The sequence below is a fragment of the Sphingobacterium sp. MYb382 genome (assembly GCF_037572665.1).
GTDB lineage: Bacteria > Bacteroidota > Bacteroidia > Sphingobacteriales > Sphingobacteriaceae > Sphingobacterium.
On the sequence record NZ_JBBGZT010000013.1, the window covers coordinates 23733 to 48108 of the forward strand.

Below are 24376 nucleotides of genomic sequence, written 5' to 3' on the forward strand. Positions count from 1 at the left end.
ACGGCTACTTTCTGACTAAGGAAAGACCGCCATCCATCAGCAAGGTGCTCCCTGTGAGGTGTCGGTTATTCGGGTTACAAATCCAAAGCACCTGCTCGGCGACTTCATCGGCTTCGATAATCGCCTGAACGGGTACCTTTAGGCGTGCCTCTTCGATTTGACCTGGATTTTCAGACCAAACGACTTTGCTGAGTCCTGCATTTACAAATCCAGGCGCCAATTCATTTACACGAATCCCATATGGAGCAAACTCCAGTGCCATAGATTGGCAAAGCATACGAATGGCAGCTTTGGAAACGCTGTAGGCAGGTAAGTTTTGATGAACCGCATGGGCAGCCCAGCTCCCCATAAAGATGACATTGCCACGAATCCCCTGTTTTACGAAATAGTTTGCCGCATAGTTGGCTACGAAAAAGGAACCATCGACATTGACGCGTAACTCTTTCGACCAATCCTGCGCAGTAAGCTCTTGGTACCCTTTTAAGGTGACAGTTGCTGCGTTGGCCACCACAATATGTAGAGCACCAAACTCATTGACCACCGTATCTATCCAATTTTGTACAGCGACATAATCCGTGACATCCACCTGCTGATAACGATAAGTATCCAGCGCAAAGTCCGCCTTATGCAGTTTTGCTACGGCCTCCTCGTCGGTATAGCGGTCGGAAAGCGCTACTGTCGCTCCCGCAGCCACAAATTGTTGTGCAATACATAAACCAATATCACCAAGTGCTCCAGTAATGAGCACGACCTGTTTCGTAAACATTTGACTCTCTTTATTCATCATTTATATGGTCCTTAACGACTACCAATCGTCCCTCCTAATTTGCTTTTTTTAACGACTACCAATCGCCAATACTTCCATCTTTATAAAAAGTACGTTGTAGCACTTCTTGTTGAAAAGGATGCTTCTTCACGACCTCTTCGTTGATCTCAATCCCAAGTCCTGGTCGGCTATTTGGCAAGACGATACGTCCCTCTTTCTGTACAGTGAAGCCTTCAGACACAACCTCCTCACGCCAAGGAACATCACTATGCACACTTTCACAGATTATATAAGAAGGTGTAGCGAAGCCAAGCTCGATAGAGGCAGCAGTACTCACTGGTCCTTGCGGGTTGTGAGGCGCCATCGACACGCGGTAGGCGTCTGCTAGAGCGGCAATTTTGCGCGCTTCACTCAAGCCACCACAGTGGGTAATATCAGGCTGTATAACGCTGACGGCTCTCTTTTCGAGCATATCACGAAAAGCATGAACCCCCACTAGGCGCTCGCCAGATGCAATCGGTGTTTGTACGGCTCGTTGGATTAAAGCAATATCATCCATGGACTCTGGCCAACAAGGCTCTTCGAAGAAATACAGCCCATAAGGTTCCAATGCTTTAGCGAAAAGCATCCCCATACGTGGCGAAGGACGAGCGTGACAATCGACCATAATATCGATTTCATCCCCCACTGCATCCCGCATGGCACGCACGCAGGCTTCCGCATATTTAACGGGCTTCAGCCCTTCTAAAGACATCGTCTCTGGTACCGCCATAGACTTGAATGCGGTAAAACCTTCATCTACGGCCTGTGCTGCCAGCTCTCCAAAGCGCTTAGCATCATTCGGTGCCGTCTCATAGAAATCTTCCATTTTTCCACCGCCAAGGTGGCAATACAAGCGGATATAATCACGCACACGACCACCCCAAAGCTCATGACAAGGCACATTATGAATTTTACCAAGGATATCCCATAGGGCGATATCAATACCAGATATCGCTGTGCCGCGCACAATACCGTTACCATGCCAAAAGTGCTGTCTATACATCATCTGCCAGAGGTACTCAATGCGACGAGGATCTTCCCCAATAAGGAGCTGCGATATATCTTTAATAGCACCGACTACACTTTGCGTATGCCATTCTAAGGTTGCTTCTCCCCATCCCCAAAGACCAGGTTGATCCGTGATTATCTTCACAAAAATCCAGTTCCGCATGCGTGCATGACAGACATGGGTTTCAATAGCTGTAATTTTCATTTGTTTATCAATTTTAGATTTCGTTGACCGCTTCTTGTGTTTTCTCTAAAGTAATGGCGATATCTTCTTCGGTATGCGCAAAAGATATACTTCCTTGCTTAATTGCTGCTGGGAAGTTGAAAATCCCTTTCTCAATTAGCTTTCTACGATACTTCGTATCAAAATCAAAGTCATGGTGTTCCAGAATATCATGAAAATGAATAGGCTGGTGATCCATAAAATAGGTGCAAAGTGCCGATCCTTGTCGTGCAACATAAAACGGTCGGCCTAATTTAGAAAAAATATCCTTTAAACCGTCTTCTAAAATAGCCCCTAATTTGTATACATGTCCATATACATCAACCTTTGGATCGGCCAATTTTTTCAACGTCGCAATAGCTGCGCTGGTCGTCAATGGAAACGCATTGTAGGTACCCGCAATCATCACTCTATTTTCTTTTACAGGATTAACGAAGTAATCCATATATTTTTTCTTACCACCAATCACACCCACCGGATAGCCATTAGCTAGTGCCTTGCCATAGGTCGATAAATCGGCCTCAACACCTGCAATAGACTGATAACCGCCCAAAGCATGGCGAAATCCAGTTTTCACCTCATCAAAAATTAATAAGAAACCGAGCTCATCGGCCAGTTTGCGTAAGCCTTCCAAATAGCCCGGTAGTGGCTTTACAATACCGACATTCTGCAACATAGGCTCCAGCACGATACAGGCTACAGGATAACGTTTAGCAACGTAAGCTACAGATTCCAGGTCATTATAATTAACAATATGAACAAGGCTACTATGCCCTACAGGCACCCCTGCAGACCCTGCATCATAGGGATACTCACCCGGACTAACGTAAGGGCCTATATCTTTTAATGCACTGATAACGTTGCACGCAACATCATTGTGCCAGCCGTTATAGCCACCTTGCATCACAATAATGTGTTCACGTTTGGTTGCAGCACGTGCAATACGAATAGCATGGTAAGTCGCCTCAGAGCCTGTCGTAGTGATTTGTATACTATCTACGGCAGGCACAGCCTGACAAAACAATTTAGCAAACTCCCCTTCCAACAAGGTAGGGCCTGCTCCCATCAACAACTGATTTTGTTGGAGCGTTTGCTGCACAGCAGCATTAATATCGGGGTCATTATGCCCTAAGAAAGAAGCCGCAAAACCTGCCTGATAATCGATATACTCATTTCCTTCTAGGTCAGTAACACGGCTACCATTTCCACGGACGAAACAAATATTAGGATCCGACTTTCTATTCAACGATACAATGCCTCCAGGTATCCAGTTTTCATTCTCCGCCAAAACACTGGCGGATTGTTCCCATGATGTCATAGTTTATTAATTTATGTTTATGTATTTTTAGTCACCGGGCGGATGCCTTCCATTAAGGTGCGCATTCCGCTTTTGTTTTTTAAATGTAGACTATATTAGGTTTATTGATAATTACAGTAACGGTCGTTTTAATTGTAAACTAAATTAGTATATTTTTGTATACTTTTATAATAAATCTAAAAAAAATATGCGAAAGAATAGTTTGGCTGTTCAGCAGCTCATAACCGACCTCGCTTTTCCGGAAGGCCCACTATGCTTAAAAGATGGAAGCATCTGGCTTGTCGAGAAGGAAGCAGGCAATTTAGTACACTATAAAGAAGGGAAGACAATCCGACATTTTGTTGGCGGTCAGCCAAATGGACTCGCCCTAGACAGGCAGGATAATATCTGGTATTGTGATGCAGGAAACAACAGTATATGCCGTTTTACATCGAGCAACCACAGCGCCGAGACTATCGTAGATAAGCTAGATAACAAACCCTTAAACCACCCCAATGACCTTGCTTTCGATACAAAAGGCAACCTGATATTCACCTGCTCAGGAAATGCCCTGCATAAATTTGATGGCTATATATGCTGCCTAACGCCTGCTGGAAGCGTATCTATCTTAGCTAAAGACATGAACTATCCCAATGGCCTAGCCTTCAGTGCAGATGGCAAAAAACTTTATATTGCTGAAACAGGAAGCACAAAAATATGGTGTGGAGATTGGGATGCCACAGGCTTAACTTGGAAAAATACAAAGGCCGTTATAACGACAGGAGGTGCCGTTGGCCCTGACGGAATAGCCTTTGATGAAGACGAGAACCTATATATTGCGGTATATGGCGAGGGAAAAATAAATGTATACAATAAAACCTACAGCTTAGTAGAAGAAATTAGATTGGAAGGCCAAAATCCTACCAACTGTGCATTTGACCCTACAGGAAAACTAGGACTTGTTATCACGGAAGCTGAGAACGGAAAGCTATGGCATAGGCAGAGCTCCTATCGTGGAATTTTAAGCTAAAATAAAGAGGCTTTCTGCGCATTGCAGAAAGCCTCTTTTATGTATAACGATTTTCGTAATGTACGTAGTCTTTAGTCAAAGACAAGGGATAGCACCTCTTTCTCACCACGATCTAAATGCGCCGTAAGCGCCTTCAACGACTTTTCATAATTACCACTTTTAATCCCATCTAAAATCTGGGCGTGCTCTTCTTTGGTGAGTACATAATCGTCCAGATCATTAAGCATAGAATCAATCTTCATATGAAAAAGTGGAATATTGCTATTTTTATAAATATTCAATAAGCGCTGATTTCCAGCCCCCTCGATTAGCCTTTCATGAAAACGGATGTCCGCTTCACAAGCTCCACCAAAGTACCCTTTATCAACCATGATTTCAAAATCCTTACACAGTTGCTCAAGGTCATCAATTAGTGTGTCATTTCTTTTTTCAAAGATCAACTTCAAGGCACCTACTTCCAAAAGCTCACGAAGTTCACGAATCTCATGCACATCATCAGAGGTCATTTTCTTTACGAAGCTCCCTCCTTTTTCGCCAAAATCGACTAAGTTTTCACCAGCAAGACGCATAAAAGCTTCCCGAACGGCAACACGACTAACGCTCATTTTATCTGCCCATTGGCTCTCTACTAATCGCGCACCACCAACCAATTGATTGGAAAGGATTTTCTTACGAACCTCTAAATATACTTTATAGGACAGTGAATCTTCTTTCATTTTGTATACATTAAAACATCAAATCTACATTTTTATTCGCATATAACGAAAACATGACAAGCCTTTTATTATCAATCAATTTTATATTCCGGGAACCCGTAAAAACGACCAGGCTTCAAAATCAATCGATCAGCTTTAGTTTCTATACTGTATACATTATTACGCGCTTGAATAATAACGCTCTTCGGCGCTGCACTACCATCGGTAGCTTGCCAATAGCCTGACTCCAGCCCTACAACCGTAATACGCTTGTTTTTAGCACCTAGATTATCCAGACGAATTTCACCCGAAAGAAAACCCGAACGAGCAGGCACACAAATTACCTGATTGGCCAGCTCCAACACATAGAAATCACCTTCCTTACGACGCTTTACCGCATGAGGAAGGACGCCATCTGCTGTCATTTGAAATACCGTTAAAAAGGAGTCATCCTGCTGCGCTGTCTTTGGCGACACCATGATGCGCGTACCTTTAGCTTCAGGCCATAATGAATTAGGCTTATACTGGAAGCCAAATACATGATTAGCCAGCTCCCCCGATAACACTTCAACTTTACGGTCGGCAGCTGATGGATAAAGCATATCTACATAGGTATTACCTTTTATTCCTTTCACTTCGCTATACAGATGCCAACCAGCAGCATAGTCGAGAGGCGCATTCAATGTATTTATTTGCCAATATTTCTGGAAATCAGGATTTGCGCTACGTATATGATCAGCCATAACCACCAAGGCAGGAATGCTATCATTTTCTAGATTAATAAACAAGAAGTTACGCGTGTAATCACTAATCTTACTGGTATATGCAGCCGTTAAATCCACCTGAAAGTAACTGTATACAGGTTTCTTTTTATCAGGGCCAAAGCTTACTGCTTTCACCTCACCTGTATTAAACCATGGATCTTGTGTAGTTTCTTCTGCGGTCTTCGGAAACAACTGACTAAAGCGTGTGCCTCCATCGTTAGCCTCCGTACGAAAGCGTAGCGGCTCCTTAGGGTCGCGCACCAGCATCATGCTATGCGACACCGAACGTTTATTGAAGTTAAAATCATAAGGAGGACCATAAGAAAGGTACAAACCAAGGTCTACCACTTGATTACCGTGGTAATAAAGCTGGATAGCTCCAGCATCGGCATGTTGATGATTTCCAAAATGATAACCACCACCTTTAATCTCGGCAACAACATCCTTACTTTCAGGCTGCTGATTCCAGCCAGTACGTGCAATCATTCCACCCAATACATCGCCAAAATCAATTGTTAGCGGTAGTTCATCATGGCTTTTCTGCGCCACAAGGTTTGGATCATTCAAAAGCAAGAATAACACCGGATTATCAGGCAAAGCCCCTTGCTTGTAGAACTCCCCTTTGATGATAGGGTCACCCGAATAGGCATAGCTCAATAGCATCGTTTGTGGATTCTTCCAGTAGAAATTGCCGCTACTGGCATACTTAACGTTGAACATATCGCCATCACGCAGCATTTTACCATCAGGAGTACGCATGTACACCCAATAATAAGGCAAGTTTTTGATATTACTATCAAAGACCTCACGTCCTAACATGCGATAATAAAACCAAACGGCATGCATTTCCCAACCGAAGCGATAGCCCCCGTAATCAACGCCTTGATTATGGCGTGGCGACGCATATTCGAACTGACGCATAGGCACGAGCTGCTCCAAAACGGTAAACGACGTGTATTTGTAAGGCTCCGGATCTTCATCATAGATGGCGATGCTCATCGCTAATAAATCGCGACAAATTTGCGCTTCATTACCGTGCCCATTAATAATACTTTCTGGACCATGAAATGGAGGCCATCCAATTTCCATATCCTTCGCTAAGCGTAACATTGCCTTGCGCAGAAAATCTTTATCCGCTACCGTCAATATCGGATTACACCAATCATACACTAAAGCTGCACTATAAATAGCACGACCAATTTCGCGCGATATATCGCCATACATGGCTGTACCAAACTCCAGTACACTTAAATAATCTTTGGTCAATCGTAGCACTTCACTACCCACCTTAACATCATTCGTCATCAAGTAGTAAAAGGCTTTTTTCTCAATTATCAATTCAAGCGCTTCGTCATAACCAATCTCGACTTGTGAATCAAAAGAAAAAGCATATGGATTTTGCGCCTCAGCTTTCAGCTTCTCCCATACATCTTTGTTTTCCGCAGCCAACAAACGGCTCTGCACCAGCTTTAGACTTTCCTGATTTACCCATAAACGCGGATGTCCTGCTGGTGGCACAACTGTAGGCACATAAGCTAAGGCCTCTTGAATTGGCTGCGGAGCTTCATAGGCACGCACCGTAACGGTAGCCAAGCGCAGCCCTTCAGGCAGCCCTAAACTTATTTCATTCTCCCCTTTAGCGAGCTCAAACTTACCGAGCACCTGCACGCTACCTTTGTAGTTATCATACAGCACCCGATTTGTAGGTCGCTTCTCTTTTTGTTGGATACGAATATGACTCGCTAAGAATTTATCTTTTAATGTTTTGCCATAACTATCTTTTGCTATGGGTACTGCGAAAGTTTCAAAAACATAAAGCCCTTCTTTAGGAACGGTGACCTTCAACTTCACATCCATTTCGGCCTCTTTGGCTGAAACCTGCGGTTTCAGGCTCAGTGTAGCATAGGGATTTGTGCTGGACTTTTTCTGCAACAGGATACGCTTATGTTGAATAAGCATATCCTCCGCAGAAATTGTTTTCACAAAACTTCCCCCATTGTCAGTCTCGTGTTTTTGAGCTTGCGCTCTATCAGAACTAAACAGAATTAGATTAACAGTAATTAAAAAATGTATCGTATATAAAAAAGTTCTTCTCATCTAAATATATCTAAATTGTTTAGCCACAAAGGCTAATCTAGCTTCTACTAACTTATTACTTAACCTTTAATCTTTTTATACTTACCGTCATCGTTTTTGCTGTCGGGTTTATTGCATTAATATAAACATAAGCACGGTATCGTCCGTCCGCCGTCTCCACCCAAACACCACCTTCATTACGCACGTTAATTGCAAAATCAGGCGCGTCTACGAAAGTACGCTCCCGCAAATCAATATCATCGACAAAAACACCATACTGTAGTCGCGCCAATTGCTGGTCGCGCACCGTCCATGCTTTAATGATTTTTGTACGATTATTGACCCCCGTTGGCAACGTTACGCCCGGCAGGTAGATTGGATCCGCCGAAGGCGCTACCAAAGCATGCGCAAAAGTAACGTTCGTTAAAGCGCGGTATAGATAAACTAAGTCAGCCTTTTGTGGTGCTGCAGCAATCTCAGCCGCATTGTAAACCTTCATATCCTCAATAGAAATATAGCATTTCTGCGCATCGGTAGCCACCAAATCCAAGGCCATATCCATCATACGAACTTCATATGGTCCCATCTCATAAGAGGCTGTTTTACCATCTTTCGTCTTCGCATGAAAGGTGAATTTCACCGTTTTGCCACGCGCTTCTTCTGGAATAAAGTAGTAATAACGAAGTGCTACAGCAGCGGTATCACGCGTCAGCGTTACGGTCGTTCTATTAACTTCATTGACGGCTGGCGTCCCTACCACCGTAGCCACCTCACCACTACCAGAAGGCTCAAAAGTGCGGTGCTCCAAATAGGTTTTAGCAGCACCAGGTATAGACGCTTCTACGGAAAGTTCAGCTATACGACCTTCTTCCGGTAAAATTGCGGCAGCAAAGACAAACTCGATAGCTGTTCCTACCACATTGGGACCTAAGGATCGCTTCAGTACATCTGTTTGCAAGCCCGATTTGGCACCCGGAATTTCATATACTTTATCCTTACATGAGGCCACGGTCAAAGTAACCAGCAGCACAAAAAGAGCTTTTGTCCAAGGGTATTTTTTGATGTTCTTCATGACTTTATTTTTTAACGGTTAAATAAACAGTATACGTTTTTCTCACCTTCCGATTGCCCGACACAACAGTCCATGTTCTCGGCGTTGTTAGGTTAGAAAAATCTTCTCTCCCCACAATCTTAGGGTCCAAAACAGCATCATTTACCAAGCTAAATTGAGGAAACAAATTCTTTAGATCGGTCCCAAACATCACCTCGACATCAATACGTTGTGCTACCGTATCAATAAGAGCAGCCTTTGTGCGTACCGTTTGAAAATCGGCTCCTAAAAGCTCGAAATTACTGACGTAGCATTCGGCACGATTCGTAATCAACAAGCCATCATCATCCATCGGATAATTATCCTTACAGCCTACGACCAGTAAAACCGTCGCAATAAGAAATAAGCTTACTATTTTTATATTTTTCATTTTTTTCAAATTATAAAGGCTATCAAACTATTTCCACGGCGTGTTTTGTGTCAAATTTGGATTTCTGTTTCTTTCCGTCTCCGGAATCTGATAGATATAACAACGCTGATACGTTAGCTCCGGTTCATTAAAGAAGAAACGCTCCCAGTTATTGCCAAAAGTATCTTTAAACCACAAACCATCACCATACACCTTACCAAAGACAGTCTCCAGCTTGCGCCATCTACGTAAATCGAACGGGCGCTGACCTTCGCCAAAAAGCTCTACGATACGCTCCTGCTCGATTGCGTCAAAGAAAGCATCTTTACTCGCTGTTTTATCTGCTTTCAAAGCCGGAAGGTTACCACGACGGCGTATTTTATTGACCAAATCTATCGCATCCAACTGCGGGCCGTAAGCCTCATTGCTTGCTTCAGCATACATCAAATAAATATCTGCCAAGCGCATTAATGGCCAATTGTAGTTACCGTCACTGCGTGACACCCCCGCATAATTGCGGACAAATTTACGCGCCTGTAATCCGGATAGATTTGTCGTGTTATCTGTGAAGGTCGTGTACACACTTCCGCCAACCGTAACTTTATTACCCCAATTTTTATATAAAAACACAAGGAAGCCCGTCGCATCCGTCGCCGTCATACCCATGATTTTCTCATATTCCCACATCATAGTTCCCTTCATACGGTAATCGCGGTTACGGTACGACTCCGGATTGACGCTTGAATTTGCAGCCGTACGTGCTGTAGGCACTTTTCCGGGATCCATCTGCACCATTTTTGGCAAGAAATCACCCGTGATTGTCGACTGGTAACGATCGGCCATTTCATAACGAGGAATAGCCTGATTCTGACCATACGCCACCAGTGGCCCAGTCCATACGCGAACATATTCTTCACTTTGACCTGTACCGACACCACCGTGCGTCAACACCATCACCATTTCTTCATCTTGACTTAAATTGCCCGTGGTCGGAATAAACATGTAGTAATAATTTGGCAACACATTGGCATCCCCCATTTCACCCCAAGAACCAGGGTCGCCGTTGCGGAATAACTTCATGCCATAATCGTTGATAGCGCGTTTAAAATCGGCTGCGGCCCCTTCGAATGCTACTTTCGCTTCAGAAGTCGACTGTGTAAAACCATCCAGCTCTGGCCATCCATTTTTCTTCCAGCTCCCCCAGAATAACTGTAGCTTACCACGGAATGCCAACGCTGCTGGCTGCCCTGCACGACCAATAATCTCTCCTTTTTTTGGTAGCTTCTCTATCGCATAGGTAAAATCAGCCATAATAGAATCCTTAACCCGTGCTATAGACATTCGCGAAACGGTATCGGCCTCAATCACTGCTGGTGAAGCCTGATTAAAATAAGGAACATCACCCCATAAAGAGATCAGACGGAAGTAAGCGATACCGCGTAGCAAGCGTGCTTCGGCAATGATAGCCTCTAAATTGGCGCGTGCCGCCGTTGTTTTCGCCTTAGGAAGCAAACGATCACGCACATTAACAATCACGAAATTAGAAGAAAAAACAGACCCGTAAAGGGCACGGTACAATGCTGACGCACCGCCACCATAATTACTCGGGCTATTTACAGTCATCGAAATCGGTGCTGCACCGACATTCCACATCTTCAAAAACTCACCATGACCATCAAAGTGATAATCGCGATCAAAACAAGGTCTAAAATTGGCATAATTAGCCATTAAAGCAGACTTGGCATCATCTTCACTTACCCAAAAAGTATTTGGACTAGGCGCAGAAGTAGGATCCTGCTTCAAGAGGTCTTTACGACAGCCCGACACGAGCATGGTCAACCCAAAAAGCCCAAGAAAAAGCCCCTTTATATATGTAGTATTTTTCATAAAACTCTTCTTAAAATTCAACATTCAAACCAAACACAAAGCTCTTCGTGATAGGATAAGCATCATTACTATAGCTACTTTTCTCCGGATCAAGCCCTTTAAACTTGGTAAAAACAGCTACATTATCCATAGAGCCATAAACACGTAACTTACCTATACCCAATTCTTTCAACAAATCTTTATGAAAGGTATATCCCAATTGCAGATTCTTTACACGCAGGTATGACATATTTTGCAACCAGTAGGTGCTTAAATAGGAATTCGTACTATTACCCATCAAGGTGCTAGGTAATAAACGAGGATATAAAGCATTACGATTATCTAGGTTCCAGCTATTCTCCCATTGATCTACCGTCACCGCCTGATTTGCCGTCCCTAAAGAAGGTGTATTCGACCTGTTCATCCAAAACTCTTTGCGTCCTGTTGCTCCTTGTAATAGAAAGGAAAGGTCAAATCCTTTCCACGCCACATTGCCGCGGAAACCAAAGTTAACTTTCGGACGTCCCAACTGATAGGCAGGATAGGCGACGCGGTCATTGGCATCAATCTTGCCATCTCCATTCACATCTTTCAATAAGATATCACCTGGAGCAGCCCCTTGCGGCGTAGCTTTGTATACATCTTCCCACGTTTGTGCAATACCTATAGCCTCAAACGCATAGACAAAATTGTAAGGCATATCTATGAAAAGAGAGCCACGCTGCAACTGTTCATTCCATGACAAGAGTTTATTCTTGTTATAGCCAATATTGAAGTTCAAAAGATAGCGTACATCGCCAGCCTTATCATTCCACGTAATATTTGCTTCTACCCCTCTGTTTTCCATCTCTCCGATATTTCTCCGTGGAGCTGTAAACAATCCGGTCAGGTGCATAGAAACGTCAGAAGGTCGATTTAAACCCGTCGTTAATCGTCTATAATACTCTAATTCTGTCGTCAATCGATTATTAAAGAAAGCTAAGTCCAAACCTAAATTAAAAACAGTGGTTTTCTCCCAAGTCAAATCGTAGTTAACCAGACGTCTATTAATCAGACCAGGAACAACATTTGCCCCTAAATAATAAGGGTTGGACGTCAACATCTCTTGTTGCTCATAAGGACCAACACCAGAGTTATTCCCTAAGGAACCATAAGAAGCACGAATTTTAGCATTACTCAGGGCCGTTTTAGCTTTTAAGTTTTGAAAGAATGGCTCTTCCGAAATCACCCAACCTACGGATCCTGATGGAAAGAAACCATACTGATCACCTGGCAAGAACTTAGATGAACCGTCGACACGAAAACTTCCTTCCACGATATAGCGGTTAAAGGCGCTATAGTTTAAACGGCCAATATAAGAACGCAAGCCTTCGGCTGATGATGAACCTCCCGATGTTTGCACATCCTTGGATGCGGCATCGATTTCGTGTAGATTTGGATGCAGCCTATCCAATCGGCTTCCCGTTAAAATTCTATTTTTCCAATACTCTTCACTATATACCGCTAAAGCAGAAAAGCTATGATCTTCACCAAATTTGGTATCATAAGACAAACGGAAGTTCAGCTGCGTTTTATAATTCTCACGATCCGTATTATAGATACCTTCATTTTTAGAAACCAAGGTTCTTGTCACCATTTCCGTCTGTATGTTATAAAGCTCGGTAGGCATATCCGCTTTCCATTGGAAACGCGTATCATAATTGATGGTGTAATCAGCACGCGCAGAAAGTCCTTTTAAGGGCTTCCAATCTACATAACCATTAACAAGAGCTTGTTTCTGCTCCATGTTATTAAGGTTACGCACCATATAGTCAGCATAAATATTATTAGCCTGTACGCTTTCATTATAGGCCATCGCCCCTCCATACCAACCCGTCAATGGATCATAAGGAAGAATACCTGCCGGCGAAGTAAACAGATCTAACCCACTCGTTGAGTTAGCCGTCATTCCATCCTCGTAGTTATACTTATACTTAGACCAGTTTCCAGAAAAACGTAATCCAGTAGAAATCTTCTTATTGATATTGGTATCAAAGTTAAATGCCGCATTATAGCGCTTAAAATCATTACCTATCTGAATACCTTTTTCATCAAGCATCCCTGCAGAAAGGTAATAATTGCTATTCTCACTACCTCCCGTTGCAGAAACATTATAGTTGGCAGATTGTCCATCACGCAGTACCACATCCCACCAATCGGTACTTGGATACAAGCGCGGGTCAATCATACTCATGGCCAACCATTTATCAATGGTCGCATTACGGAAGTTAAACGAACCAGGCATAACATTGACCGATTCGGCACGTTGTGTAGCCGTCATGGCGCGCGCATAGTTATTTACGAAATCAAAATTGCTCGTAGGCTTCACTAAACTCCATGTACCACTTGCTGAAATCGATGCTTTCGAATTACGTTTCCCTGACTTCGTTGTTATCAAAATAACACCATTAGCACCACGCGACCCATAAACCGCTGCTGAAGAGGCATCTTTCAACACCGTAACACTCTCAATATCATTCACATTTACCCGATTCATATTCACATCAGGCATACCATCCACGACAATCAAAGGTCCTGCATTATTCGAGCTCCCCAAGCCGCGAATCATCACATCGGCCGCATTATTACCCGCCATACCCGACTTCTGACTAACCTCTAGGCCGGGCATCATACCCGATAGCGCCTGCGACACATTGGATAGACCACGCGCTGCGGTCGTTTCATCAAGCTTAATTGTAGATACAGCGCCAGTTATGGCCGACTTCTTTTGCGTACCATAACCAACTACCACCACCTCATCCAAATCGGTAAGGCTTTCTTTCAGCGTGATAGACTGCGCTAAGGAAGCTGGAAGCTCGCGGCTTTCAAAACCGATTAATCGAATACGCAACACATCAGTAGCCGCAGCTTGGATGGCAAACTCCCCATTTGCACCCGTGGTGACTACTGCTTTGTTTTTTAAATTGCTGACCTCAGCCCCCGATAGTGGGCGCCCTTGAGCATCAAGAACTTTTCCCCGCAAAAGCTCTTGTTTGTTGAGCATCATTGTCTGCACACGCAAAGGCCCCCCTGCCCCTTTTTCGAATAGCACAGATGCATTAGCGACACGATAAGACTCCCCTTTGGAAATACTCATGCTCGCTAATTGCAACACCGGAACTAAGTATAGTACCTTGTTGCAAAAGACAATGTCTCGAATCCTGTTCAGATTAGATTTCATTAATTTTTGGTTTAAAGTGGAATATTATATTATTACAATCCTGCCAGATGCCAGATAAAACCTTCATTAAGGAATAAATGACCACACAAATCTTTGTTTACGTTCATAGACATTCATAATTTAGTAGCACGTTATTTTCTAGATGTATCATAAGCATCCAGAAGGGTATATATTGATTATTGTATACAATTATAAAATGATTATGTAAACAATCAAAATAATTTAACATATTTTTTTTCTTTCCTTAAAAGCCTAGTGAAGTTATAGACAAGCAGATAACCCAAAACAGTGAAATTTATTTTGAATACTTTTTTCAATATTTTTTGTATACCAAATTATTTTCTACTTATATTTGGATTAACAATTTGGACCTCAAATCCGAAACCTAATATGTATGTATGAAAAACCAACTGTTTATCTATGCCTTAGCGGCATTGGCAATGGGGCAAGCTTGTAAAAATGCAGGAGACTACAGCAAAAGCGTGGATGACTACCTTCAGTTGGATAGCACAACATTGGAAATAGCGACCGTAGCAGATAGCCTGCAGGTACCTTGGGAGCTCGCCTATCACAAAGACAAGCTTATCTTCACTGAGATTGCGGGTACCGTAAAACAATTAGATTTAAAAACCGGAAAGGTTAAACAGCTTCTCCATCTTACGGATGTATTTCAAAAACGGTCTACAGGATTGCTAGGAATTGCCGTACAAAAAACAGATGCTGAGCATCCCTACGTCATCCTAAACTACACGACAAAGAAAGATAGCGTTATAAGCTCCAAATTAGTTCGTTATGAATACGCTACGGACACTTTAATCCATCCAACACAACTTTTGGAAATCAGAGGAAATACCGCACATAATGGCACACGCTTACACCTTACCCAAAAAGATATCATCTATTGGGCGACGGGCGATGCCTACGACTTTCCTACAGCTCAAGATTCAACCAGCTTAAACGGAAAGATATTACGCATAAACTTAGATGGCAGCATTCCGCAAGACAACCCTATTCCAAACTCTTATGTATATGCCTGGGGTTTTCGCAATATGCAAGGACTAACTATCGATGAGCGTGGAAATATTTTCACCTCCGAACATGGCGATGCCATTGAAGACGAAGTAAACCATATTTTACCCATACACAACTATGGGTGGCCATTATTTGAAGGCAGCTATGACACACGCACAGAAGCTGAGAAAAAAGGTTCAACAACGGCCTTCACAGCACCTTTGCGCACTTGGGGGCCACCAATTGCACCATCAGGGTTAGCATTTTACGACCATGATATCATCCCAGAATGGAAAAACAGTTTATTATTAGGCACCTTAAAGAACCAAAGTTTACGCATTCTACATTTGGCAGACGACCGTAAAAGCATTCTTTCAGAAAAAGTGTTTCTCACCAATCGTTATGGTAGAATTAGAGCAGTGTGCGTAGCGCCCAATGGCGATATTTTCTTAACAACAAGCAATCGTGACTGGAACCCACAACCGGGATTCCCGAAACCTACGGACGATCGAATAATACGCCTACGTCCTGTTAAAAAAGCCTTAAAGGACAACTTATTAACGGAAGATAAGCCGGCAACCCCGGCAAAAGTTGATGGTGCTGTTTTATACAAAAACTACTGTGCTTCTTGCCATAAAGAAGATGGTCTTGGTGTGAAAAACTCCTTCCCACCGTTAAAAGGCTCAGCAAGGGTAAAAGACAGCAATAGCCTCCTAACCATTGTGCTTAAAGGCCTTGATGGCAAGCAGGCCATTGATGGGGTAAACTATGGAACAATGATGCCGAGCTTTGCTTTTATGAAAGATGAAGAGCTCAGCAGCCTCCTTAGCTACATCAGCAAGCAGTTTGGTAGCGGCACATCAATCACAGCCAATCAAATCAAACAAAAGCGCTAACCTTTCTTACTCCATATTATGAAGAAAAATTATTTTCTAAAACTGATTTCGGTACTTGGTCCCGGAATTATTACGGCGGCTCTCGTGTTTGGCCCCAGCAAGATGACTATCACCACAAAAATGGGTGCTGAATTTTCGTACAGCTTACTGTGGGTGATTGTAGTCGCTATATTCTTTATGCTCATCTTCACCAATATGAGTGCGCGTATCGGTTATGCTAGTGACGACTCTTTACTAACGCTGATTCGCAAGAAACTAGGAAAGACCGCTAGCATTATTATCGGAATAGGCATCTTCTTGGTGGCAACATCCTTCCAGGCAGGAAATTCCACAGGTGTAGGCATTGCTTTGGCGGAAGCTACGGGAACAAGTGGTAAGCTCTGGATCATACTATTCAATATTGCGGGTATTGCTCTTTTATTCTTCCGTCAATTTTACAAGATGCTTGAACGCATCATGCTCGCTTTAATTATCCTGATGCTTGTCTGTTTTGTGACAACCTCCTTTCTAGCGAAGCCCGATTTGGCAGGCATTGCTCAAGGCTTAATTCCATCGATTCCTGAGGCATCAACCGGACTTGTCGTTGCCTTCATTGCCTCTTGCTTTTCGCTGGTAGGCGCTTTCTACCAAGCGTACCTTGTACAAGAGAAACGCAAATCACTCAACCAAACTCGGGAAAACCAAGACAATGCGCAATTTAGTAGTACCATTGGTATTTTCTTATTAGGATTAATGAGTGCCATCGTACTGATCTGTGGCGCGGCAATCTTGCACCCTAAAGGAATACATGTAAACTCCGCATCAGATATGGGAAAAGCACTAGAACCCCTATTCGGTTCGTCGGCTACTACCCTCTTTTTCATCGGATTGTTTGGTGCATCTTTCTCTTCTTTAATTGGTAATGCTACGGTTGGTGGCGCCATGCTGGGCGACTCCTTAGGCTATTCGAGCAAGCTTGATAGCAAGCACGTAAAATGGTTCATCTCGGCTGTCATGGTCTTTGGTGCTATCATCGCCTTAATTTTTGGCAAGATGCCCCTACAACTTATTGTCTTAGCGCAAAGTGTAACGATATTTTTGGTTCCCTTTATTGGTATTGCCTTGTTTATTGTTGCGAATAGCGAAGAATTTATGGGGCCACAGAAAAACAATACTTTTCAAAAAATAGCTGGAATACTAGGTCTTTTACTGGTTATCTTCTTGGCTATCGTAAACTTTAAACAACTTTTTTTATAAGCATAGATTATGATAAACTTACTTGAATTTGAACAATCGCTGACAAAACCATCAGCTACTTTAATTGAAGATATACAAAAAATAGACGGCGATATCATGCTACTTGGCATTGGCGGCAAAATGGGCCCTAGCATGGGTAAATTAGCCGTTGATGCCATCAGGGCGGCAGGTATTGAGAAGAAAGTTTATGGCGCTTCACGCTTCTCGGATGCTAAGAAACGTCAAGAGTTAGAAGATTTGGGGATCATTACGATTCCTTGTGATTTGCTGAATGATACTGACCTACAAGCCTTACCACAAGTACAAAATATTATATTTTTAGCCGGCCATAAATTCGGGACTACAGGAAACGAGGATTTCACCTGGGCCATGAACACCTATTTGCCGGGAAGAGTAGCCGAGAAGTTTAAAGACGCCAATATTGTCGCTTTTTCTTCGGGAAATGTGCTTCCTTTTGTTAAAATAAATGAAGCAGGCGTATGTGAAGACAGCACTCCAGAGCCTATTGGTGAATACGCACAGTCGTGCTTAGGCAGAGAGCGTATTTTCCAATATTTTGCTAAGAAAAACGAAACACCAACCTTGATTTATCGCCTCAATTATGCGGTAGATTTTAGATATGGTGTGATTTTAGAAGTTGCTAAATCCGTCTTAGCGGGAAAAGCAATAGACCTGCGTACCGAAAACGTGAATGTCATTTGGCAGGGCGATGCAAACGAATGGGCTATACGTGCTTTGCTACATTGCGAAAGCCCCGCTAAGATGCTCAATGTCACAGGACCTGAAACATTATCTACTCGCTGGGTAGCGCAACAATTTGGCAAACTTTTTAATAAAGAGCCACAGTTTATCCATGAAGCACAAGGTACAGCTTTGCTGAACAACGCTAGTGAGAGCCACCGCCTATTCGGCTATCCACGCGTTACCATTCGTGAGGTCATTGACATTACGGCGACCTGGTTACTTAATGAGGGCGAAGAGTTTGGTAAAGCGACACACTTTCAAGAGAGAGGAGGAAAATTCTAATGAAAAGACTACACCCTGAACTAAAAGAGAGACTACAGGAAGGCCTTGTTCTGCCAGCACATCCACTTGCCCTCACGGAAGACAGACAGCTCGATGAGCAACGCCAGCGCCTACTAACCAACTACTACATACAAAGTGGTGCTGGAGGTATTGCTGTAGCGGTCCACTCGACGCAATTTGAAATTCGGGAGCCACAATACAACTTACTGGAGCCGGTATTACGCATTGCGGCCGAAGAAATTGATAAAGCAAAGCTAGGCAATAGATTTCTTAAAATTGCGGGTATCTGTGGCCCTACAGAACAAGCTGTAAAAGAAGCTGAATTAGCCTCTTCACTAGGTTATGATATCGGCCTACTCAGTATGGGTGGCCTGCAAAACTGGACGGAGGAGGCAATATTAGCACGCGTCCGCGCGGTAGCAGCGGTGATGCCTGTCTTTGGTTTTTACCTACAGCCATCCGTTGGAGGCCGTATCTTCAGTTATTCTTTTTGGCAAGCCTTTGTAGAGATTGATAATGTTGAAGCCATTAAATGTGCTTCTTTCAATCGCTACCAAACACTAGATGTTATGCGCGCCGTTGCCAATTCTAGCCGCCGTGACCAGATTGCCATGTATACCGGCAATGATGACAATATCTTAGCAGACTTGCTAACAGACTATAACTTCACGGTAGATGGTACTCCTGTAACGGTAACTTTCAAAGGCGGTTTATTAGGACATTGGGCCGTTTGGACAGCCAAAGCGGTAGCATTAATGGATGAAATCAAAGCATACCGTAAAAATCCTGCTGTGGAAACATTGAATAGCCTTTTAGCAAAAGGTGTGCATGTTACCGACAGTAATGCGGCCTTCTTTGATCCGGCGAACCATTTTCACGGTTGCATTCCTGGAATCCATGAAGTATTACGCAAGCAAGGCCTGCTAAAAGGCATTTGGTGCTTAAATCCCAAAGAAGTATTATCTCCAGGACAGCAAGCCGAAATAGACCGTGTGCATGCTGACTATCCAGAATTGAACGACGATGATTTCGTTGCTTCGTTCCTGCAGCAGATGGAAAATGAAGATAAACTATAAGTAAGATAATAAAAAAACCTCGTTATCTTTCGATAACGAGGTTTAAAATGCAAAGAAGTCCGTTCAACTTATTTCCATCCGCCACCCAAGGCTTTATAGATTTTAATCATAGTTTCAAACTGCTCTTTCTTCATATCGAGAAGATCCAGCTTCGCTTCCAACACATCACGTTGCGTTGTCAATACCTCTAAGTATTCCGCTTTATTATTAGCGAACAATTCTTTAGAAATATCGATTGAGCTGTTGAGCACCTCCACCTGACTATTTTGTTTATGGGTTTCCTTATCTAAATTGGACATGTTCGATAGTTGGTTCGTCACCTCCAAATAAGCATTCAATACGGTTTGCTCGTAATTATACAAAGCTTGCAGCTGATGCGCATTGGCTGTTTTAAACTCTGCCTGAATAGCTCCTTTATTAATTAGTGGGGCAAAAAGATCACCTGCCAAAGAGTATAACATCGACTCCGGTGCTTTAATCAAGTAAGAAGGTTTAAAAGCCTGTAAACCGATAGATGCAGAAATATCCAGCGATGGGTAAAACTCGGCACGCGCCACTTTCACATCGAGACTCGCAGCTTGCAGATCCAATTCCGCTTGTTTAATATCGGGTCTATTGTGCAATAACTGTGCTGGCAAACCTACCTGTACCGACGTAGGTACCGCTGCTGCCAAAGCCGTATGTGTACGTACAATCTTTTGCGGGTAACGTCCCAACAAGAAATTGATGCGGTTCTCCGCCTCTGTCACCTGTTGTTGCAACTTGTACTCGATGCCTTGTGTTTTGTAAAGCTCTGCCGTAAACTTCTTCACGGCTAACTCATTAACACGGCCCACCTCTCGTTGTGCTTTCACCACCTCTAAGGCTTGTTCTTGCAAGGCAATATTCGTGCGTACAATATCTAGCTGATTATCCACACAAACCAACTCGTAGTACGAAGAAGCTATTTCTGCAATAAGATTGCTGAATACGAAATTTTTACCTTCCACACTAGATAAGTAGCGTGATACAGCAGCATCCTGCGCATTATGAAGCTTACGCCATATATCCACTTCCCAATTGCTGACAGCAGATACGCCAAAATCACCTAGTGGATCAGGCATCTTCCGTCCAGGTTCAATCTCCGTAGAGGCATCACCGGCCCCTTGACTTGTGTACCGACCAACTTTTTCAACGCCAGACCCCACTTTCAAGCCTACTTTCGGCGAAAGAAAACTCTTACGGTAGGCTACATCATTCTTTGCGATCTCTATCTCTTGCAAAGTAATTTTCAGCTCTTTATTATTTTGCAGGGCTGAATCAATCAGCACCCGCAAATTAGGATCTTCAAAAAAGGTACGCCATGGGATATTAGCCCAAGAGGTACTGTCTGCTGCCGCTCCTTCATAAGCTTTAGGTAGCGGTATATCTGCTTTGTGCTCTTGAATAGCGGGCACTTTACAGCTTGCTAACGACAGGATTACAGCTGTCGAGAACAACCATTGTTTATTTCTTAGCTTAGTCATTATGATCAATTTCTTCTGTTAACGGATTCTCTTCTTCATCCTTAATCAACTTTTTGCCGTCGGCCATTTTCCCGAAAATATAGTATAAACCAGGAATCAATAACACCCCGATAACGGTACCGAAGATCATCCCTCCTGCTGCTGCGGTACCAATCGTACGGTTACCCAAGGCACCAGGGCCTGTTGCAAAAACAAGGGGAATCAAACCTGCAATAAAGGCAAAGGATGTCATCAAAATTGGACGGAAACGAACGCGAGCACCTTCCATGGCTGCCTCGATAAGCGTAGCGCCTTGTTGTCTTTTTTGTACGGCAAACTCGACAATCAAAACGGCATTCTTACCAAGCAGACCAATAAGCATGACGAGTGATATCTGCGCATAGATATTATTTTCCAATCCGAATAATTTCAGCAGCAAGAAAGCACCAAAAATACCTACTGGAAGCGATAAGATAACCGCTAGCGGAATAACGAAACTCTCATACTGCGCGGCTAGCACAAGGTAAACGAAGGCCAAACAGATTAAAAAGATGTACATCGCTTGGTTACCACGGCCCACCTCATCTTTCGAGATACCAGCCCAGTCGATACCATAGCCACGTGGCAAGGTGCTTGCCGCAACTTCCGTAATGGCTTTAATCGCTTCACCAGAACTATAGCCTGGCGCTGCCGAACCGGAAATCTCTGATGCGTTGAACATATTATGACGTGTAATCTCGGAAAGACCATATACCTTATCCATGTGCATAAAGGCTGAGAATGGAACCATCTCATCTTTATCATTCTTCACATAGAGCTTCAAGATATCTTCAGGGAGTGCACGGTACTGCGGCAAGGCCTGAACCATTACCTTATACTGACGACCGAACTTGATGAAGTTAGTTTCGTAATTACTACCAATCAACGTAGACAATGTATTCATAGCATTATCAATCGTAACTCCTTTCTGCTGTGCAATATCATTATCAATATTTAACATGTACTGCGGAAAACTAGCGCTATAAAAAGTAAATACGGAAGATAGCTCAGGTCTTTTATTTAAGGCCTTCACAAAATCTTTAGTTACTTTCTCCATCTTTTGAAAGTCGTTATTCCCCTCTTTATCAAGCAAGCGTAGCTCAAAACCACCTGCCGCACCATAACCAGGAACTGCTGGTGGCTGGAAGAATTCAATCTCGGCACCAGGAATCTCTTTTGCCTTCGCTTCAAGTTGTTCAATAATCTCTTGTGCGCTATGCTTACGTTCAGACCATTCTTTTAAGCTGATCAAACAGGTTCCTGTATTGGCAGAAGTACCTTCCGTCAAGATCTCGTAGCCAGCAATTGAAGAAACAGACTCTATACCATCCATGTCTTCAGCCATTCGTTGCAATGTACTAGCTACTTTATTAGTACGCTCTAAGGAAGAACCTGCCGGCGTTTGAATAATCGCGTAAATCATTCCTTGATCTTCATTCGGAATAAAACCGCCTGGAAGACTATTGTTTAAGAAGAAAGCTCCAGCACTAAAAATAGCGATAAGGATAAACGTTAAAGCACGCTTATTAACGACTTTAGCCAACACCTTTTGGTACATATTCAACTGCCCCTCAAAGAACTGATTGAACTTACCGATAAAACGGTCAATCAATGATTTCTTACGTGCCTGACCATGATTATTGCGCAGTAAAATAGCACATAAAGCAGGTGTCAATGTCAAGGCAACAATACCGGAAAGGATAATCGCCGTAGCCATCGTGATGGAAAACTGACGATAAAATACCCCTACTGGTCCAGACATAAAGGCAACAGGAATAAATACTGAAGCCATCAAGAAGGTAATGGCGATAATAGCACCGGCGATCTCATGGATGGCTTTCATTGTAGCCTTGAACGGCGACAAATGTTCTTCCTCCATCTTGGCATGGACCGCCTCGACCACGACGATGGCATCATCGACGACAATACCGATGGCCAACACCAACGCAAAGAGCGTAATTAAGTTTATCGTGATGCCAAACATCTGCATGAATACAAACGTTCCAATCAAGGATACAGGGACTGCTAACGTAGGTACTAACGTCGAACGCCAGTCACCAAGGAATAAGAATACTACAATACCTACCAAGATAAAAGCCTCAACTAAGGTATGTATTACCTTTTCCATTGAAGCATCTAAAAATTTAGATACGTCATACGAAATTTGGTACTTCACGCCTTTTGGAAAATAAGGTTCTAACTCCTTCATTTTCGTTTTCACATCCTTAATTACCTGTTGGGCATTACTACCGTAAGACTGCTTAAGTGTAATCGCTGCAGAAGGTTTATTATCTATAGTAGAGTACAAATCGTATAGCGCACTACCAAACTTAATGTCAGCCACATCTTTCAAACGTAACAATTCACCATTTGGATTCGCACGAACCACAATATTAGCATATCCCTCTTCGGTTGTAAAACGACCTCCGTATTTTAATACATATTGAAAAGCTTGTGAGCGCTGACCTGATGCTTCACCCGTTTTACCTGGAGAAGCCTCTAAACTCTGCTCAGATAGCGCTTTCATTACTTCTTCAGCCGATATTTTATAGGCTTGCATGCGGTCAGGTTTCAACCAGATACGCATCGCATACTCGCGGTTACCCAAGATTGTCGCCATACCAACACCGTCTACCCTTTTCAATTCGGACAACACATTTAAGTCGGTAAAATTATACAAGAAGTTACCATCTAAAGTGGTGTCTTCAGCATACATATTGATGTACATCAACATGTTGGATTCCTCGCGAGTCACCTTTACCCCCTCACGCACAACAATAGGCGGGAGCTTGTTCACTACGGATGCCACACGGTTTTGTACGTTCAACGATGCCTGGTTAGGATCGGTACCCAAGTTAAAGACGACTTGGATAGATGCTTCACCATCATTACCAGCATCGGAAGCCATATATTTCATACCGGGAACACCATTTAATGCACGCTCTAGCGGGATGATAACCGACTTGATCATCAACTCTCCATTGGCACCAGGATATTCTGCTGTAATATTAACTTTAGGCGGTGAAATAGATGGAAATTGGGTAACAGGCAACGAAAAAATCGCAATCCCTCCCAAAAATAGTATGACTAATGAAATTACAATAGCCAATACGGGTCTATGAATGAATTTACTAAACATCTTCTTTTCTGATTTAGAATTT

16 protein-coding genes are annotated in these 24376 nt (G+C 43.1%); 5 read left to right on the forward strand and 11 right to left on the reverse strand.

The window, feature by feature from the left end; all coding sequences use genetic code 11:
- Positions 1–4 precede the first annotated feature (4 nt).
- The 3 genes from WH223_RS07530 to WH223_RS07540 are packed head-to-tail and all read right to left on the reverse strand — an operon-like array spanning position 5 to position 3357.
- Positions 5–787 (reverse strand): SDR family NAD(P)-dependent oxidoreductase, encoded by a 783-nt coding sequence (locus WH223_RS07530; RefSeq protein ID WP_340046937.1) that lies wholly within the window; start codon positions 785–787, stop codon positions 5–7.
- 55 nt (positions 788–842) lie between these two features.
- Positions 843–2021, reverse strand: a complete 1179-nt coding sequence (gene dgoD / locus WH223_RS07535; RefSeq protein ID WP_340046938.1) for a galactonate dehydratase — start codon at positions 2019–2021, stop codon at positions 843–845.
- Between the two features lie 13 nt (positions 2022–2034).
- Positions 2035–3357 (reverse strand): aspartate aminotransferase family protein, encoded by a 1323-nt coding sequence (locus WH223_RS07540; RefSeq protein ID WP_340046939.1) that lies wholly within the window; start codon positions 3355–3357, stop codon positions 2035–2037.
- A 187-nt stretch (positions 3358–3544) separates the two neighbouring features.
- Between WH223_RS07540 and WH223_RS07545 the strand changes: the two genes are divergently transcribed.
- Entirely contained in the window at positions 3545–4366 is an 822-nt protein-coding gene (locus WH223_RS07545; RefSeq protein WP_340046940.1) for an SMP-30/gluconolactonase/LRE family protein, read from the forward strand.
- Positions 4367–4437: 71 nt separating this feature from the next.
- Here the strand turns inward: WH223_RS07545 and WH223_RS07550 are convergent, their stop codons facing one another.
- The 6 genes from WH223_RS07550 to WH223_RS07575 form a co-directional block, all read right to left on the reverse strand.
- Positions 4438–5082, reverse strand: coding sequence for a GntR family transcriptional regulator (locus tag WH223_RS07550; protein ID WP_340046941.1), 645 nt, complete (start codon positions 5080–5082; stop codon positions 4438–4440).
- Between the two features lie 71 nt (positions 5083–5153).
- Positions 5154–7922: a hypothetical protein gene (locus tag WH223_RS07555; RefSeq protein WP_340046942.1), complete on the reverse strand. Its 2769-nt coding sequence runs from the start codon at positions 7920–7922 to the stop codon at positions 5154–5156.
- A gap of 55 nt (positions 7923–7977) precedes the next feature.
- The gene (locus WH223_RS07560; protein ID WP_340046943.1) at positions 7978–8973 is read right to left on the reverse strand and encodes a DUF4466 family protein; all 996 of its coding nucleotides are present in this window, start codon (positions 8971–8973) and stop codon (positions 7978–7980) included.
- A 4-nt stretch (positions 8974–8977) separates the two neighbouring features.
- The gene (locus tag WH223_RS07565) at positions 8978–9382 is read right to left on the reverse strand and encodes a hypothetical protein (RefSeq protein ID WP_340046944.1); all 405 of its coding nucleotides are present in this window, start codon (positions 9380–9382) and stop codon (positions 8978–8980) included.
- A gap of 27 nt (positions 9383–9409) precedes the next feature.
- Positions 9410–11248, reverse strand: coding sequence for a RagB/SusD family nutrient uptake outer membrane protein (locus WH223_RS07570; protein WP_340046945.1), 1839 nt, complete (start codon positions 11246–11248; stop codon positions 9410–9412).
- Between the two features lie 10 nt (positions 11249–11258).
- Entirely contained in the window at positions 11259–14447 is a 3189-nt protein-coding gene (locus tag WH223_RS07575) for a SusC/RagA family TonB-linked outer membrane protein (RefSeq protein WP_340046947.1), read from the reverse strand.
- A gap of 398 nt (positions 14448–14845) precedes the next feature.
- Between WH223_RS07575 and WH223_RS07580 the strand changes: the two genes are divergently transcribed.
- From WH223_RS07580 to WH223_RS07595, 4 genes are read left to right on the forward strand one after another with little or no spacing between them, the layout of a single operon-like run.
- A complete protein-coding gene (locus WH223_RS07580; protein WP_340046948.1) occupies positions 14846–16354 on the forward strand; it encodes a PQQ-dependent sugar dehydrogenase in 1509 nt (502 codons plus the stop codon).
- Positions 16355–16372: 18 nt separating this feature from the next.
- Positions 16373–17590: an Nramp family divalent metal transporter gene (locus tag WH223_RS07585; protein WP_340046949.1), complete on the forward strand. Its 1218-nt coding sequence runs from the start codon at positions 16373–16375 to the stop codon at positions 17588–17590.
- 9 nt (positions 17591–17599) lie between these two features.
- On the forward strand, positions 17600–18616 hold the full coding sequence (locus tag WH223_RS07590) for an NAD-dependent epimerase/dehydratase family protein (protein ID WP_340046950.1): 1017 nt from the start codon (positions 17600–17602) through the stop codon (positions 18614–18616).
- A complete protein-coding gene (locus WH223_RS07595) occupies positions 18616–19692 on the forward strand; it encodes a dihydrodipicolinate synthase family protein (protein WP_340046952.1) in 1077 nt (358 codons plus the stop codon). Before WH223_RS07590 ends, WH223_RS07595 begins: the two co-directional genes overlap by 1 nt.
- 68 nt (positions 19693–19760) lie before the next feature.
- Here the strand turns inward: WH223_RS07595 and WH223_RS07600 are convergent, their stop codons facing one another.
- Positions 19761–21197 (reverse strand): TolC family protein, encoded by a 1437-nt coding sequence (locus WH223_RS07600; protein WP_340046954.1) that lies wholly within the window; start codon positions 21195–21197, stop codon positions 19761–19763.
- Positions 21190–24354 carry an efflux RND transporter permease subunit gene (locus WH223_RS07605; protein ID WP_340046955.1) on the reverse strand — a complete coding sequence of 1055 codons (3165 nt, stop codon included), beginning with the start codon at positions 24352–24354 and terminating at the stop codon, positions 21190–21192. The genes WH223_RS07600 and WH223_RS07605 overlap by 8 nt, the downstream gene beginning before the upstream one ends.
- Positions 24355–24376: the final 22 nt, after the last annotated feature.